General features: G+C 73.8%; 11 protein-coding genes. 5 read left to right on the forward strand and 6 right to left on the reverse strand.

Translation table 11 applies throughout. The features are described 5' to 3' along the window. The first annotated feature begins 52 nt into the window (after window positions 1–52). The 4 genes from OHA86_RS33690 (at window position 53) to OHA86_RS33705 (ending at window position 5,290) form a co-directional block, all read left to right on the forward strand. Window positions 53–2,233 (forward strand): alpha-galactosidase, encoded by a 2,181-nt coding sequence (locus OHA86_RS33690; protein WP_329181470.1) that lies wholly within the window; start codon window positions 53–55, stop codon window positions 2,231–2,233. Window positions 2,234–2,497: 264 nt separating this feature from the next. Further along, a complete protein-coding gene (locus OHA86_RS33695) occupies window positions 2,498–3,853 on the forward strand; it encodes a M20/M25/M40 family metallo-hydrolase (RefSeq protein ID WP_329181472.1) in 1,356 nt (451 codons plus the stop codon). A 211-nt stretch (window positions 3,854–4,064) separates the two neighbouring features. Further along, window positions 4,065–4,304, forward strand: a complete 240-nt coding sequence (locus tag OHA86_RS33700) for a DUF397 domain-containing protein (protein ID WP_329181473.1) — start codon at window positions 4,065–4,067, stop codon at window positions 4,302–4,304. 83 nt (window positions 4,305–4,387) lie between these two features. Beyond that, on the forward strand, window positions 4,388–5,290 hold the full coding sequence (locus OHA86_RS33705) for a helix-turn-helix domain-containing protein (protein ID WP_329181475.1): 903 nt from the start codon (window positions 4,388–4,390) through the stop codon (window positions 5,288–5,290). Here OHA86_RS33705 and OHA86_RS33710 read toward each other — a convergent pair. From OHA86_RS33710 to OHA86_RS33725, 4 genes are all read right to left on the reverse strand, one after another. Next, window positions 5,220–6,134 (reverse strand): SAM-dependent methyltransferase, encoded by a 915-nt coding sequence (locus OHA86_RS33710; RefSeq protein WP_329181476.1) that lies wholly within the window; start codon window positions 6,132–6,134, stop codon window positions 5,220–5,222. The genes OHA86_RS33705 and OHA86_RS33710 overlap by 71 nt on opposite strands. Before the next feature lie 139 nt (window positions 6,135–6,273). Continuing rightward, entirely contained in the window at window positions 6,274–7,266 is a 993-nt protein-coding gene (locus tag OHA86_RS33715; RefSeq protein WP_329181478.1) for a hypothetical protein, read from the reverse strand. 275 nt (window positions 7,267–7,541) lie between these two features. Then, window positions 7,542–9,383 carry a coagulation factor 5/8 type domain-containing protein gene (locus OHA86_RS33720; protein ID WP_329181481.1) on the reverse strand — a complete coding sequence of 614 codons (1,842 nt, stop codon included), beginning with the start codon at window positions 9,381–9,383 and terminating at the stop codon, window positions 7,542–7,544. 769 nt (window positions 9,384–10,152) lie between these two features. Next, entirely contained in the window at window positions 10,153–10,719 is a 567-nt protein-coding gene (locus OHA86_RS33725) for a TetR family transcriptional regulator (protein WP_329181483.1), read from the reverse strand. 132 nt (window positions 10,720–10,851) lie between these two features. On the opposite strand from OHA86_RS33725, the gene OHA86_RS33730 reads away from it, so the two are divergent. Then, the gene (locus OHA86_RS33730) at window positions 10,852–11,775 is read left to right on the forward strand and encodes an SDR family oxidoreductase (protein ID WP_329181485.1); all 924 of its coding nucleotides are present in this window, start codon (window positions 10,852–10,854) and stop codon (window positions 11,773–11,775) included. A 567-nt stretch (window positions 11,776–12,342) separates the two neighbouring features. Here the strand turns inward: OHA86_RS33730 and OHA86_RS33735 are convergent. Continuing rightward, window positions 12,343–12,777 carry an SRPBCC family protein gene (locus OHA86_RS33735; protein ID WP_329181487.1) on the reverse strand — a complete coding sequence of 145 codons (435 nt, stop codon included), beginning with the start codon at window positions 12,775–12,777 and terminating at the stop codon, window positions 12,343–12,345. Between the two features lie 38 nt (window positions 12,778–12,815). After that, complete coding sequence (locus OHA86_RS33740; RefSeq protein WP_329181489.1) at window positions 12,816–13,805, reverse strand: AraC family transcriptional regulator; 990 nt, start codon at window positions 13,803–13,805, stop codon at window positions 12,816–12,818. Window positions 13,806–13,980: the final 175 nt, after the last annotated feature.

Here is a 13,980-nt window from a genome sequence, read left to right on the forward strand (position 1 = left end):
GTGGAAGGAAAGTCGCCCTAGATTCGGCCGGAGCCGAGGAAAGGACCCCGCCATGCAGAACGCCACCGCACGGACCGTCTGCTTGCGTGCGGCGGGCGCCGCCCTGGTCGTGGAGCTGACCGAGCCCGTGCCGCGGGTCCTGCACTGGGGCGCCGACCTCGGCGGGCTGTCGGACGCCGACGCCGCCGCGCTCAGCCTCACCGCGGAGGCCGCGGTCCTCAACAACTCCATCGACCGGCCGCGCCGCTTCACCGTCTGGCCCACCGAGGCCGACGGCTGGTCCGGCACCCCCGCGCACGAGGGCCACCTCGCGGGCGGGGCCGCGGCCCCCGGCCCGGTCCTCACCGGCAGCACGCACCGCGAACTCCCCGGCGGCGGCGGTGAGATCGGCATCGCGCTGACCGACGCCGCCGCCGGGCTCGACATCACCGTCACCTACCGCCTGGAGCCCTCGGGAGTGCTCGGCGTCGCCGCGTCCCTCACCCGCCGGGCCGACGCCGACCCCGAACCGTACGACCTCGCCCGTGTCTCGACCCTGCTGCCGCTGCCGGCCCGGGCCACCGAGGTGCTGGACTTCACCGGCAAGTGGAGCCGGGAACGCCAGCCGCAGCGCCGCCCGCTGGGCCACGGCGCCTACGTCCGCGAGGTGCGGCGCGGCAAGCCCGGCCTGGACTCGCCGTACCTGCTGACCGTCGGGACGCCCGGCTTCGGCTTCCGGCACGGCGAGGTGTGGGGCGTGCATGTCGCCTGGAGCGGCGACCAGCGCTACCTGGTCGAACAGCTCCCCGAGGGCGCCGGTGTCCATGCCGCGGTCCTCGGCGGCGGCGAACTGCTGCGAGCGGGCGAGATACGCCTCGCCCCCGGCGCGACCCACCGCACCCCGGTGTGCCACTTCGGCTGGTCGGCCGACGGTCTCGACGGTCTCGCCGACCGCTTCCACACCCTGCTGCGCGACCGGCCCGGCCATCCGCGCACCCCGCGCCCCGTGGTGCTCAACAGCTGGGAGGCCGTCTACTTCGACCACGACCTGGACCGGCTGCGCCGGCTCGCCGAGCGGGCCGCCGAGGTCGGGGTGGAGCGCTTCGTGCTGGACGACGGCTGGTTCACCGGCCGCCGCGCCGACAACGCCGGGCTCGGCGACTGGTACGTCGACCCGCAGGTGTGGCCGGACGGCCTCGCGCCGCTGGCCGACCACGTACGGGCGCTCGGCATGGACTTCGGGCTGTGGTTCGAGCCCGAGATGGTCAACCCCGACTCCGACCTGGCCCGCGAGCACCCCGACTGGATACTCGGCCCGGCCCGCGGGCGCGGCCCCACCTCCCGCAACCAGTACGTGCTGGACGTCTCGCACCCCGACGCCTGGGCGTATCTGCTGGAACGGCTCGACACCCTGGTCGGCGCCTACGGCATCGCCTACCTCAAGTGGGACCACAACCGGGACCTGCACGAGGCGGTGCACGGCCCCGGCGACCGGCCCGCGGGGCACGCCCAGGTCGAGGCGTTCTACCGGCTGCTCGACACGCTGCGCGCCCGGCACCCGGCGCTGGAGATCGAGAGCTGCGCCTCCGGCGGCGGCCGGATCGACCTGGGCGTGCTCGCCAGGACCGACCGGGTGTGGACCTCGGACTGCAACGACCCGGTGGAACGCCAGAGCATCCAGCGCTGGACCGGGCAGCTGCTGCCGCCCGAGCTGATCGGCGCCCATGTCGGCGCGGCCGGGAGCCACACCACCGGCCGGGTCACCGCCGACTCCTTCCGGCTGGCCACCAGCCTGTTCTGCCACCCCGGGATCGAGCAGGACCTGACCCGGTGCGACCCCGACGAGCTGGCCAGGATCACCGCGTGGACCGCCCTCTACCGCGAGTTGCGCCCGCTGCTGCACCGCGGGCGGCAGGTCCGCGCCGACCTGCCGGGCGAGGCCGTCCTGCTGCACGGCGTCGTGGCCGGCGACTCCTCGGCCGCGCTGTTCTGCTGGGCGCGGCTGACCACCTCGCCGGAGGGCCAGTCGGGGCGGGTACGGCTGCCGGGCCTCGCGCCGGACGCCGCCTACCGGGTGCGGATCCGCACCGACCTCGGGCTGCCGTCGCTGCACCAGACGGCGGGACCCGCCTGGTTCACGGCGGCGCTGGACGGCTGGGTGCCGCTGCCCGGGCCGGTGCTGGCGCGGGCCGGCCTGCCGATGCCGACCCTGAACCCGGGGCACGCACTGCTGATCGAGGTGCGGAGGGCCTGAGACGCGGGGCCCGACGTGGAAGGCCCGATGCGCAGGGCCTGACGCGCGCGGGGCTTGACCTGTGTGCGCGGCCTGACCGGGGCGGCGGAGGTCCGGCCCGCGCGGGGTGAGGTCCGGCCGGGCGGCGGGCGCGCGGGTCCGCTTCCGTATATCGTCCGTTCGGCCCACCCCGGCTGCGGCGCCATCGCGCACTGGCCAGGGTGCTCAGCGAGGGGACCCGGGCCCGGGTCCCCGGCCGGACGGCGGGACCATGGAGCGCACGCGATGGACCTCAGCAGCACGGTGGACGGCCTGATGGACGGCCTCACCGCCGACCTCGTGCGGCTGGCCGAGATCCCGTCGATCGCCTTCCCCGGCTATCCGCACTCCGAGGTCGTCAGGGCGCACGACCTGCTGGTGGAGCTGCTGCGGGAGGCTGGCGTCGAGCACATCGAACGCCTCGACCTGCCCGACACGGCGCCGGTCATCTACGCGGAGATCCCGCCGCCGGACCCCGGCGCGCCGACCGTGCTCCTCTACGGCCACTACGACGTCCAGCCGCCCGGCGACGAGTCGCTGTGGCTCTCGCCGCCCTTCCGGGCGACCCCGGTCGAAGGCGGGCTGCGGGCCCGCGGCATCGCCGACGACAAGTCCAACGTGATCGCCCATCTGGGGGTGCTGCGGGCCTACGGCGGCCGGCCGCCCACCGGCCTGAAGATCGTGCTGGAGGGCCAGGAGGAATACGGCAGCGCCTTCGACGACCACCCGCTCAGCGACCCCGGGCGCTTCGCCTGCGACGCCATGGTGATCGCCGACATGGGCAATCTGCGGCCCGGCACCCCGACCCTCACCACCGGGCTGCGCGGTGTCGCCGAGGTGGTGGTCGAGGTACGCACCCTGGCCGAGGCCCGGCACAGCGGCGCCTTCGGCGGCGCCGCCCCCGACGCGCTGCTGGCCCTGGTCCGCGCACTGGCCGGGCTGCACGACGAGCGCGGCGATGTGGCGGTGCCCGGTCTGCGCCGGGATACGTGGGACGGGGCGTCGTACACCGAGGAGGAATTCCGCGAACTGGCCACCGTGGCCGACGGGACGCCGCTGACCGGCACGGGCAGCCTGGGGGAGCGGCTGTGGAGCGGCCCGGCGATCACGGTGATCGGCCTGGACGCCCCGGCCGTCGACGGCGCCGCCTCCGCGGTGGTCCCCTACGCCCGCGCCAAGCTCAATCTGCGGGTGCACCCGCGGCAGGACCCGCGGCAGGCCACCGAGGCGCTGGTCCGGCATCTGCGCGAACACCGCCCGTACGGGGTCGAGTTGACGGTCACGGCCAGCGACGCGGGCCCTGGCTTCGAAGCGGCCGTCGACGGGCCCGCCTACCGCGCCGCCCGTACCGCGCTGCGCGAGGGCTGGGGCGCCGAGCCGCAGTTCGCGGCGAGCGGCGGTTCCATCCCGCTGGTCAACGGGCTCGCCAAGGCAGCACCCCGGGCCGAGGTGCTGCTCTTCGGCGCCCAGGACAGCATGTGCAACCTGCACGCGCCCAACGAGCGGGTGCTCTTCTCCGAGCTGCGCGGCGCGGTCATCGCCGAGGCCGCCTTCCTGCGCGAGTACGCCGCGGCCTTCCGGGCGGCGGGCGGCGCGCGATGAGCGGTGCGGCGCGGTGCCTGATTGCCCTGCTTTTCATCCCGATTTGCGGATTTGTCTCGCTCGGCGCAATTGCCACGTGATGTTGCACGCCACCAATGCAATTGCATCGGGAATTGCAGCGGTATTTGCCGGGTAGACGTCTGTCGGCCCCGCGATGTGCGGCGCCGGCCCGACGGATGATCCCGGTGGACCCAGGAAGAGGCGATGCCCGGTGGAGCAGCAGGTCAGCAACGGAGTTCAGGCCAGCAGCATTTCAGGGGCGGAATGGATCAAGAGCGCCCGCAGCAACCAGAGCGGCAACTGCGTCGAGGTCGCCCAACTGCCGGGCGGCGGGGTGGCCGTCCGTAATTCGCGCTATCCGGAGGGACCCGCCCTGGTATACACGCAGGCAGAGATGGCCGCATTTGTCGAGGGCGCCAAGGACGGCGACTTCGACTCCTTTACGGTGTGAAGCCCGCGGCTTGACGTCCGGGAGGGCGAACGGCGGGCTTCACGCGGCAATACTGGCGCGGCCAGTCCGAACCGGGAGCCCGCATGTCCGCTCAAGCGCAGCCCGAATCGCCGTTACCGCTGTTCGAACGCCGTCCCGACATGGGCGCGCGAGCCATGTCCAGGGTGCTCGGCAATTACCTGCGGGCGCTGCGCGAGAGCCGCGGTTGCAGCCCGGCCGCCGCGGGCAGCCGCATCCGCGCCCACGCCTCGAAAATCAGCCGGATGGAGACCGCCCATGTCTCCCTCAAGGCCCGCGACGTCGAGGACCTGCTCCAGTTCTACGGCGTCGGCGTCGCGGAACGCGCCGAGATCGCCCGCCTGGTGCAGTGTGCCGCGGGCCCCGACTGGTGGCAGTCGTACGGCGAGGTCGTCCCCGACTGGCTCCAGCAGCTGATCGGCCTGGAGCGTGACGCGCACCTGGTGCGTACCTACGAGACCCAGTTCGTCCCCGGCCTGTTGCAGACCGACGCCTACGCGCGGGCGGTCGTGGAGAGCGGGCACCGGCTGGCACCGCCCGGGGAGAACGCCCGGCGGGTGGAGCTGCGCCTGGAGCGCCAGCGCCGGATGACGGAACCCGGCGCGCCCGTGCTGTGGGCGCTCATCGACGAGGGCGTGCTGTACCGCCCGGTCGGCGGGGCGGCCGTGATGCGCGAGCAGTTGCTGCACCTGCTCGACGTCCTGCGGCGGCCCGGCATCCGCCTCCAGGTCGCCTCGTACGCCGCGAGCGCCGCCGCCACCCCGGGCACGGCGGTGACCTATCTGCGGTTCGCCCAGGGCTTCCTGCCCGACGTGGTCTATCTGGAGCACATGACCAGCGCGCTCTACCTCGACCGCCTCGACGACGTCGACCGCTACCGTGCCGCGCTGGACGAGCTCAGCGCGCTGGCGGCGACTCCCGCCGCCAGCCGGGCGATCCTGGAAGAGGCCCTGAACCGCTACCGGTGACGCGGTGCGGGCGGCCCCCGGCCGGCCGGCCGACGATGCGGCCGACGCCGCCGAATTCGATCCACTCCGTGCTCGGCTGCTTCGGCGCCAGATCGGAGTCGGGGCGCCAGGTGGAGACCTCGACCAGGCCGGGCTCCAGGATCTCGGTGCCGTCGAGGAAGGCCGCGACGTCCCGCTCGCGGCGGACCTCGCCCCACTTCCCGCCGGTGCTGCGGTCCATGAACTCGGTGACGCCGCGCCGGATCCCCTCGTCCTCGCTCACCAGTTGGCACACCACCAGGAAGCTGCCCGGCGGCACCCTGGCCGCCGCCCGCCGCACCACCTCCGCCGGGTCGTCACGGTCCGGGACGCAGTGCAGCACCGACACGAAGAGCACCGCGACCGGCTGGTCGGTGTTGATCAGCCGCCTGACCTCGGGGTGCGACCAGATCCGCTCGGTGTCGCGCATGTCCGCCCGGATCACGGCGGTGTTCTCGTTCTGCTCCAGCAGCGCCCGGCCGTGCGCCAGCACGATCGGGTCGTTGTCGATGTAGACCACCCGGCAGCCGGGGTCGACCCGCTGGGCCACCTCGTGGACGTTGTCCTGCGTCGGCAAACCGGACCCGTGGTCGATGAACTGCCTGATCCCGTGGTCCTCGGCGAGCCTGCGCACCACCCGGCGCAGGAAGTCGCGGTTGTTCAGCGCGAGCACCTTGGTGCTCGGCACCTGCTTGAGCAGCTCCTCGGTGGCCGCACGGTCCGCGGGGTAGTTGTCCTTCCCGTCCATCAGGAAGTCGTACATGCGGGCCACGCTCGGCACCGTCACGTCGATCGTGTCCGTCGGCGGTAAATCCCCGTGGTCCATCGGTTCCTTCATGGCGTCGTCGGCCGGAAACAGGCGAATCGGGAGTGATATGGAGCACTCCCATCCTAGGCAGCCGGAATGTACCGGTCGAGACGGCAACCCGCCCCCCACGGGCGGCGGCCCACGTCCGGCGCGCGTCTCAGGCCGTCGGACAGCCCGTCACCGGCAGCGCGTTGTACGCCCGCGCCACCACCGCCGGCGCTGGCTCGGCGCGTGACCCGGCCGGCCACCACAAGGTGACGTCCCGGGACTCACCGGGCAGCAGCCACAGGCAGTTGTCGTCCGCGAGCGCGGGCAGGTCCGGTCCGCCGGGGGCGGCCGACAGCGACAGCCGCACCATCGCGGCGGGCGAGGTACCCGTGTTGGCCACCGTCGCGGTGACCGAGGTGCGGCCCGCCGGGCGGGCGGCGACCGCGAGCCGCACGTTCGGCAGGCCGTTGACCGAGCGCATGTCCGTAGGGGTGCGGCAGCGCACGTAGTCGTTGGCCGACAGCAGCCGCCCGTCGGCCCCGGTCAGCCGCAGCCGCAGCAGATGCGTGGCCGGCAGCGAGCGGACGAACGGCACCGTGAGGGCCTCGGTGACCCGCCCGGCCGCGAGGTCCACCGTCCGCTCCGACCGCGCGCCGATCGGCCGCCCGCCGAGGCCGTACAGCTGCGCGGCGACCGTCGCGCCCCCGATCGCGGCCGCGGTGTGGTTCGCCGCGAGCACCGTGCCGTCCGCCGGGTCCGCCTGGACGTGCACCGCCTCGCTGCCCTTGCGGGCGCCGTAGTAGCCGCCGCTCGCGTCAAGGCCGTGCCGGCCGACCGGCCACACCGCCGTGTGCAGCGCCGGGTGCGGCATCGCCGAGGCCAGCGTGCCGGCGCCGCGCCACACACGGGTGTTCCACGCCTCGAACATCGCCCGCATGCTCTCGTAGTCGACGAACTGCGCCTTGCGGCACAGCTCCTGGGCGGACGTCGAGGCGTCAAGCCGGTCCTCGACCGCCCGCCGGTAGCCGTCCCCGTCCGCCCCGTCCGCCCCTTCAGCCCGGCCCGATCCGCCCGCCGCGCCGCCGTACGGCATGACCCGGGTCGTACGCGCCGGGGCCGCCGCGAAACCGGGTCTGCTGAGGGACGTCGGGTTCTTCGGCATGGGCACCGCTCCGTTCGGGAATGAAGGGGACGAGGTGTGGACGTCGCGCAGATACGGGACTCCGCCTGCCCCGAGGGACAGGGGGCAAGCGGAGTCTGACAACGTTGCCACGTCGTGTTGACAACGTTGCCAGGGCAGTCTGCTCTGCCGCGCCCGACAGTTCAAGCCGGTCGACGAAAATCTGCCGGCCGCCGCGCGCCGAGCTGACACGGACATGCCGGAGGGGGTCGACGGCCGCCGCCGCCGACCCCCTCCGCGGGTGAACCGCCCGCCCGTCAGCCGACCGGGTAGCCCACCACGTCCACCGGCACCGTCGCGGTGCCCTGCGCCGCGTCGCCGTGGTCGTTGATCACGTGGTCGATCACGCCGGCGCCGTTCAGCGACACCGTCAGCAGATCGTGGAAGCGCACGTCCTTCCTGACCGGCACCTCGAAGCTGTGCGACACATGGATCGTCGGATCGACGTTGAAGAAGCAGTAACTGCCCAGGCCCCAGCCCTCGTGATGGCGCACGGAGTCGGCGACCTTGTACGCCGCGTAGCCGTTGACGCCGTGATGGCGGTAGGCGGCCTGGTTCGGCGGGTCGTACGGCAGCTCGTTCTGGAACATGATCGTCCGGCCGTGGTCGCCGTTCCACACCACGTTGTACTTCTGGAAGTGCTCCACGAACAGGCCGGTGGCCAGCACGTTGTCCCCGTTGACCACGACGCCGGACTCGGCGGTGTTCACCGTCCAGCCGACCCCGCTGCCGTGGTCGGCGCGCCAGGCCCAGATGTGGTCCAGCAGGACGTTGTCGCTGTTGACCACCAGCGCGGTGCCGGTACGGCCGGGGCCCGCGCCGCCGACCCGGAAGAAGACGTCCTGCACCGACGTCGGGTCCTGCGGGTCGCTGCGCCGCCCGCGTCCGCTGCCGATCTCCAGCAGCGACCGCGACTCGGCCTCGCCCGCGTCGAAGAGCAGGCCCGCGATCCGCACCCCGCGCACATCGTCCACCCGCATCGCCACCGCGCCGCCGACCGGCGTGAGGGTGGCGAAGCCGAGGCCGAGCACGACGGTGCCGGCCCACTTGACCTTGATGGTGCCGGTCAGCTTGTAGATGCCGGGGGTCAGCAGCAGGTGCTTGCCCTGCGCCAGCGCCTTGTTGATGGTGCGCACCGAGTCGGACGGCTTGGCGATGAAGAACTGCTCGATGGGGATCGAACTGCCCGGCGTGTGGCCGGTGCTCCATGTCGCGCCCGCCGTGTCGTGCCGCAGTGCGGGCAGGAACACCCGGTAGCGGCCGGTCGCGTCGACGTACAGGAAGGGCTTCTCGCGGCTGACCGGGGTGGTCGGCAGCGTGGTGTACGGCGGGTCGGGGAAGGACTGCTCGGGCGCGCCGGTCACCCCTGCGAAGACCTGGTTCCACACACCGTTGGACCAGCTGGCCACCGAGCTGTTACGGGTCAGCCACTGCTGCTGCGAGGCGTTGATGACCTGGCCGTCGACCACCGAGTCGGCGATGAAGCCGCCGCTGGAGAAGCCGCCTTGGCGCGGGAAGAGGAAGAGCTGGCCGCGGATGTGCACCCGGCGCAGCGGCGCGGCCTGCGACACCGCCCACCAGTTGATGCCGTCGGTGGGATTGACCGCCAGATTCTCCGCCGAGCGCCAGAAGTTGGTCAGAGCGCTGTCGCCGCCGCCGGGCTGCGGCTGGCCCTCGACGCGGACGGCGCCGTTGACGGTCACGTCGTCGGGGGACAGGCCGAGGCCTGCGACCGAGGTGTAGTAGCCGAGCTGCGCATCGACGTCGTAGCTGCCCGGCTTGAACAGGAACGCGAAGCGCCCGGTGCCGAACTCGCTGGTCACCTGCTGCTGGGCGGCGGCGTCCAGCGCGGCCTGGATGTCGGCGGTCGGGGTGGCGGGGTCGAAGACCCGGACGTTGGGCCCGAAGTCCGGCTCCGCCGGGGCGTGCGGGCGGCCCTGGCCGCGGGCAGCCGCGGGCGCCACGGACGCACCGAGCGGTACGGCGGACGCCAGGGCGGCCGTGGCGATGAACGAACGCCGGCTCAGCCCGCCGTCGGCGGGGGCGATCGGCGTTTCCTGGACGGGGAGTTCACTGCCTGCGGCCCTGAACGAAGACATGAGCGATGACCACCTTCTGCAACCTCAAGCCAGCAGCCCTACGGATTGTGGGCGACGTGAGAGCGCTCTCTTGCAGACGTACCCTGCGGCGTGCGGGGCGTGGGTGTCAAGATCTGTGAGAGCGCTCTCTTTCGGCCCTGGCCACGCCGCTCACAGTCGCAACATCCGCCACGGCGCCCGCCTTTCGGGCTCGCCCGGATGTGCGGGCGCCGTACTGCCCGCGGCGGGGCGGGCGGTGGCGTCGCGGGGCTGTGACGTGCGGCTTCGCGGCGGGAGTTGGTCGGCGAGCGGGCTGCGGCGGCTGCCGCGCGACGGGCGCGGGGATGGTGGCAGGGCGCGGTTACGGTGTCGTAACTGTTGCGTGTGCATCAGGTCGCGGACCGGGATCGGGGGGTCGGCGGACGGGCGCCGACCGGGTGCGCGGGGCGGCGGTCCCGGCCTGGGGCGGGGCGCTGCGGGGGCCTTCGCGGTCGGCGGCGGTCAGGCGCCGGAGTCGGCGGACGCGGGGTCGTACCCGGGCCGCGGCCGGGCTCAACCGTCCGGCGGCCGTCAGCTGCCTGAGGCGGCGGCCTCGCGGCCGCACGGGCCGCGGTCGACGTGGGGCGGCGAGGTGTTCGCCGTCCGGGGGCGGGCGTCCGAGGCGGCGGTCTCGGATGGCGACGGGTCGAGGTCGGGGCTTCGGTCGCGGTCCGGCGGCGGTCACGGCCGTGGCGTCGGGCGGGGTGCTGTCGGGGCGGCGGCAGGCGGGTGGCCGCCGTCCGGGCGGGGGTCAGGCGCCGGAGGTCACGGCCTTGAGTTCGGCGAGCGAATCCCGCATCAGCGCCGTCAGGTCCTCGCCTCCGGCGCCGTCTATCCAGCGCTCGAACGCGATCCTGAAGACCGCGATGCCGGCCTCGGCGACCAGGCTCGCGCCCGGTTCGGTGACGCCGCGCCCGCGCAGGGCGTCCGCCATCGCGGCGGCGAGCGTGGCGAGCTTGATCAGCTCGCGTTCCTGGAGTTCGGAATTCGCGGCGATGACGGCCTGGCGCTGGACGGAGTGCGGGCGGCGGTCGCGGAAGAGGTCGCCGACCGCGTCGAGGCCCGCGGCGACCGCGTCGATCGGCGCTGCCGTGTCCGGGGCGCCCGCCACCGCCTCGACCAGGCACTCCTGGAGTACGGCCGAGCCGGAGAACAGCACTTCGCGCTTGTCGGCGAAGTGCCGGAAGAACGTCCGCTCGGTGAGGCCCGCCCGTTTGGCGATCTCCGTCACCGTGGTCTGCCCGAAGCCGCGTTCGACATAGAGCTCCAGTGCGGCCTGCTCAAGGCGGCCCCGCGCGTTCGGCTCCCATCGACCCATGGCCACGATTCTACGCGATGGCAGCGACTGACATCGAGTGCTACGGTTGATGACAGCAGCTGACATCGACGGTCTCCGTGCCAGGAGCGCGGCGCGGACCGCCGGCCCACCCGATATCCGGAGGTTCTTCCCATGCGTGTTTTCGTCACCGGCGCGTCCGGCTGGATCGGCTCCGCCGTCGTACCCGACCTCATCGCCGCGGGCCACCAGGTCGTCGGCCTCGCCCGCTCGAACGACTCGGCGGACGCTCTCGCCGCGGCCGGGGCCGAGGTGGAGCGCGGCACCCTCGACGACCTCGACGTCCTGCGGCGCGCGGCGGCCGGCGCCGACGGCGTGATCCACCTCGCGTTCAAGCACGACCTCGCCTTCACGGGGCATTTCGGCGCCGCCGCGGAGGCGGACCGGCTGGCCGTCGACACCTTCGGTGAGGTGCTGGCCGGTTCCGACCGGCCGTTCGTCATCGCGTCGGGGACGCTCGGGCTCGCACCCGGTCGCCTGGCGACCGAGAGGGACGGCCTGGACACGCCCGTCGACAGCAGCGGCCCCGGCGTCCGGCACGCCACCGCGCACGCGACGCTCGCGCTCGCGTCCCGCGGGGTCCGCTCGTCCGTCGTGCGCCTCGCCCCGTCGATCCACGGCGACGGCGACCACGGCTTCATGGCGACCCTGGTCGCCATCGCCCGCGACAAGGGCGTTTCCGGCTACATCGGCGACGGGTCGCAGCGCTGGCCCGCGGCACACAGGTTCGACGCCGCGCAGCTGTTCGCGCTGGCGCTGGAGAAGGCCCCCGCGGGCTCGGTCCTGCACGGGGTCGCCGACGAGGGGGTGCCGATCCGCGACATCGCCGAGGTGATCGGCCGCCACCTCGACGTCCCGGTCGCCTCCGTGGCCCCGGACGACGCGGCCGACCACTTCACCTGGCTGGCCGGTTTCCTCGGCATCGACAGCCCCGTGTCGAGCGCGCTCACCCGCGAGCTGCTGGGATGGGAGCCGACGCACCCCGGCCTGATCGAGGACCTCGACAAGGGCCACTACTTCCAGCAGCCGACCGCGTGACCCCTCCCCGCGCGGGCTGCCGGACAAGTCCCCGGCAGCCCCTGCGGGGCACGTGCTTGTGCGGCCCCCGCGCGTGCGGTCCCGCCGGCGGCCACCCCGCTTTCGGTGTCCGATCCGGCGACAACGGCTCGGTCCGCGCCTGTTGCGCGCCGGTCAACGGCCCACCCGGGCCGACGGCCGGCTGATCCGGGCGAGGCTGCCTGCGCACCCGGAGCGGCGTCACGTGACGCCGCTCCGAGGGCTTCCGCCCTCCTCGTGACCTCGTCGCGTGCGGAGGAGGGCAGGTAGGTCCACAGATCCGCGTGCGGGATCTGCGACGACCGGCCCGCACCCCTCCCCAGCGGGCCGACCGAATCGATGCTGTTGCCCTACAGCACGTAGGAGGGCGGCAGGTCCAAGTGCAGGCCGCGGTGCGGCAGGCCCGCGGGGCGCGGGGACTCCCACGCCAGTCCGCTGCGATCTCGGGTCGTGGGAGGGCGGCGCGGCTCGGGTACGTCGGTCCGCCCGGCCGGTGACCGCACCGCGTGCCCAGCGGACCCGGGGCACGGCGTGGCGCCCGCCCCGACGCTACGGCCGGGCGGGCGGCTGCTCGCTGCGGGACCTGACGCCCTCGGCCTCCAGCGTGAGGTAGCGGCGGACGGTGCCGCCCGCCAGCAGGCCGATCGGCCAGGCGAGGACGCCGGACTGCTCCAGGGTCAGGGTGAGCCGGGTGCCGCCGCCGTCCGGCTCCAGCAGGTGGGCGCCGGACGAGACGACGCCCGGCGCGCGCGACTCCCAGACGAAGGCGGTGCCTTCGTCGAGCCGCGTGACGGTCCACACCGCCTTGCGGAGCCTCGGCTGCCGCACCTCGAAGCGGGCGCCGACCGCGACCCGCGGCCCGTCGAGGCCGCGCACGGATGTCATGGAAGCGGTCAGTTCCGGCCAGCGCTCCACCTCGGTGAGCACCTGCCAGACCCGCGGCGCCGGGGCGTCGATGGCCAGCGCGTACGAGTAGGTGGGCACGGGCGCTCCTTCCGGCCGGATACCGGCCACACTACCGCTTACATACCGTCAGTAGGTGAGGTCCGTCCCCGGTGCGGACCGTCCTGCGGGTGCGCCCGCCGGTAGCGGCCCGGCGCCATGCCGCACCACCGCTTGAACGCGTGCGCGAAGGCGAATTCCGAGGTGTAGCCCACCTGCGCGGCGACCGAGGCCAGCGGCAGCGCGGAGGTCGACAGCAGCCGGGCCGCCAGCGTCATCCGCCACCAGGTCAGATAGCCCAGCGGCGGCCGGCCGGTCAGCGCGGTGAAGCGCCGGGCGAAGGCCGCCCGCGACAGGCCCGCCTCGCGTGCCAGCCGCTCAACGGTCCAGGGCGCGGCCGGAGTCCGGTGCATCGCGCGCAAACCGGCCGCCACGGGCGGGTCGTTGAGTGCCGCGGCCCAGCCGGTCGCCAGCCGGCCGCCCCGCAGCGGCGCGTCGTCGTACCACGCACGCAGGACGTACAGCAGCAGCGCGTCGAGCAGTGACGGCACGATCGCGTCGGTACCGAGCCGCGGGCGCTCCAGCTCACCGGCCAACAGGCGTACGGCCGCGGTCGGTTCCGGGTGGCCGGCCGGCGCCGCCGGCAGGTGGACCAGGTCGGGCAGCGCCGCGAGCAGCGGATGGGTGCGCTGCGGGTCGAGGCGGTAGGCGCCGCACAGCAGCACGGTCGCGGGGCCGGCGCCGTCCGCCCGGTCGGCGCCGGCGGCAGGACGGGGCGGGGCGCCGGGCTCGCAGGGCGGCGCCGTGACCGCGGTGCCCGGGCTGTCGGCGAGCACATGAGCGGTGCCGCGCGGCGCGAACACCACATCGCCCGGGCCGACATCGACGGCCTGCCGCCCGGTGGCCGCGGCGGTGGGCCGCAGCACGCACGAGCCGCGCAGCACCACATGGAGTCCGGCCGACCCCGGTGCCGACGCGAATTCCCGCGCCCAGGGGGCGTGATGGCGCACCAGAGCCGACCGCGGATGTCCGGTGCGCATCACCGCGATCACATCGCTCAGTACGTCCACACCGTGTGGCTACCCAGGGGCGAGACGGACACGCATGAACGCGGCTTCGGCGCGTACGGCGCGTCTTCCGCGGCGACGTGCGGTCCTGGCCCTTGACTTTGCGTCAACGGCCGGTAGCTTCTTGGTGCTTAACCGGTACAGCGATCGGTCGCCATCCGGCTCCGCTGTCATCTTT

The sequence above is a fragment of the Streptomyces sp. NBC_01477 genome (genome assembly GCF_036227245.1).
In the GTDB taxonomy this organism is placed as follows: Bacteria; Actinomycetota; Actinomycetes; order Streptomycetales; family Streptomycetaceae; genus Actinacidiphila.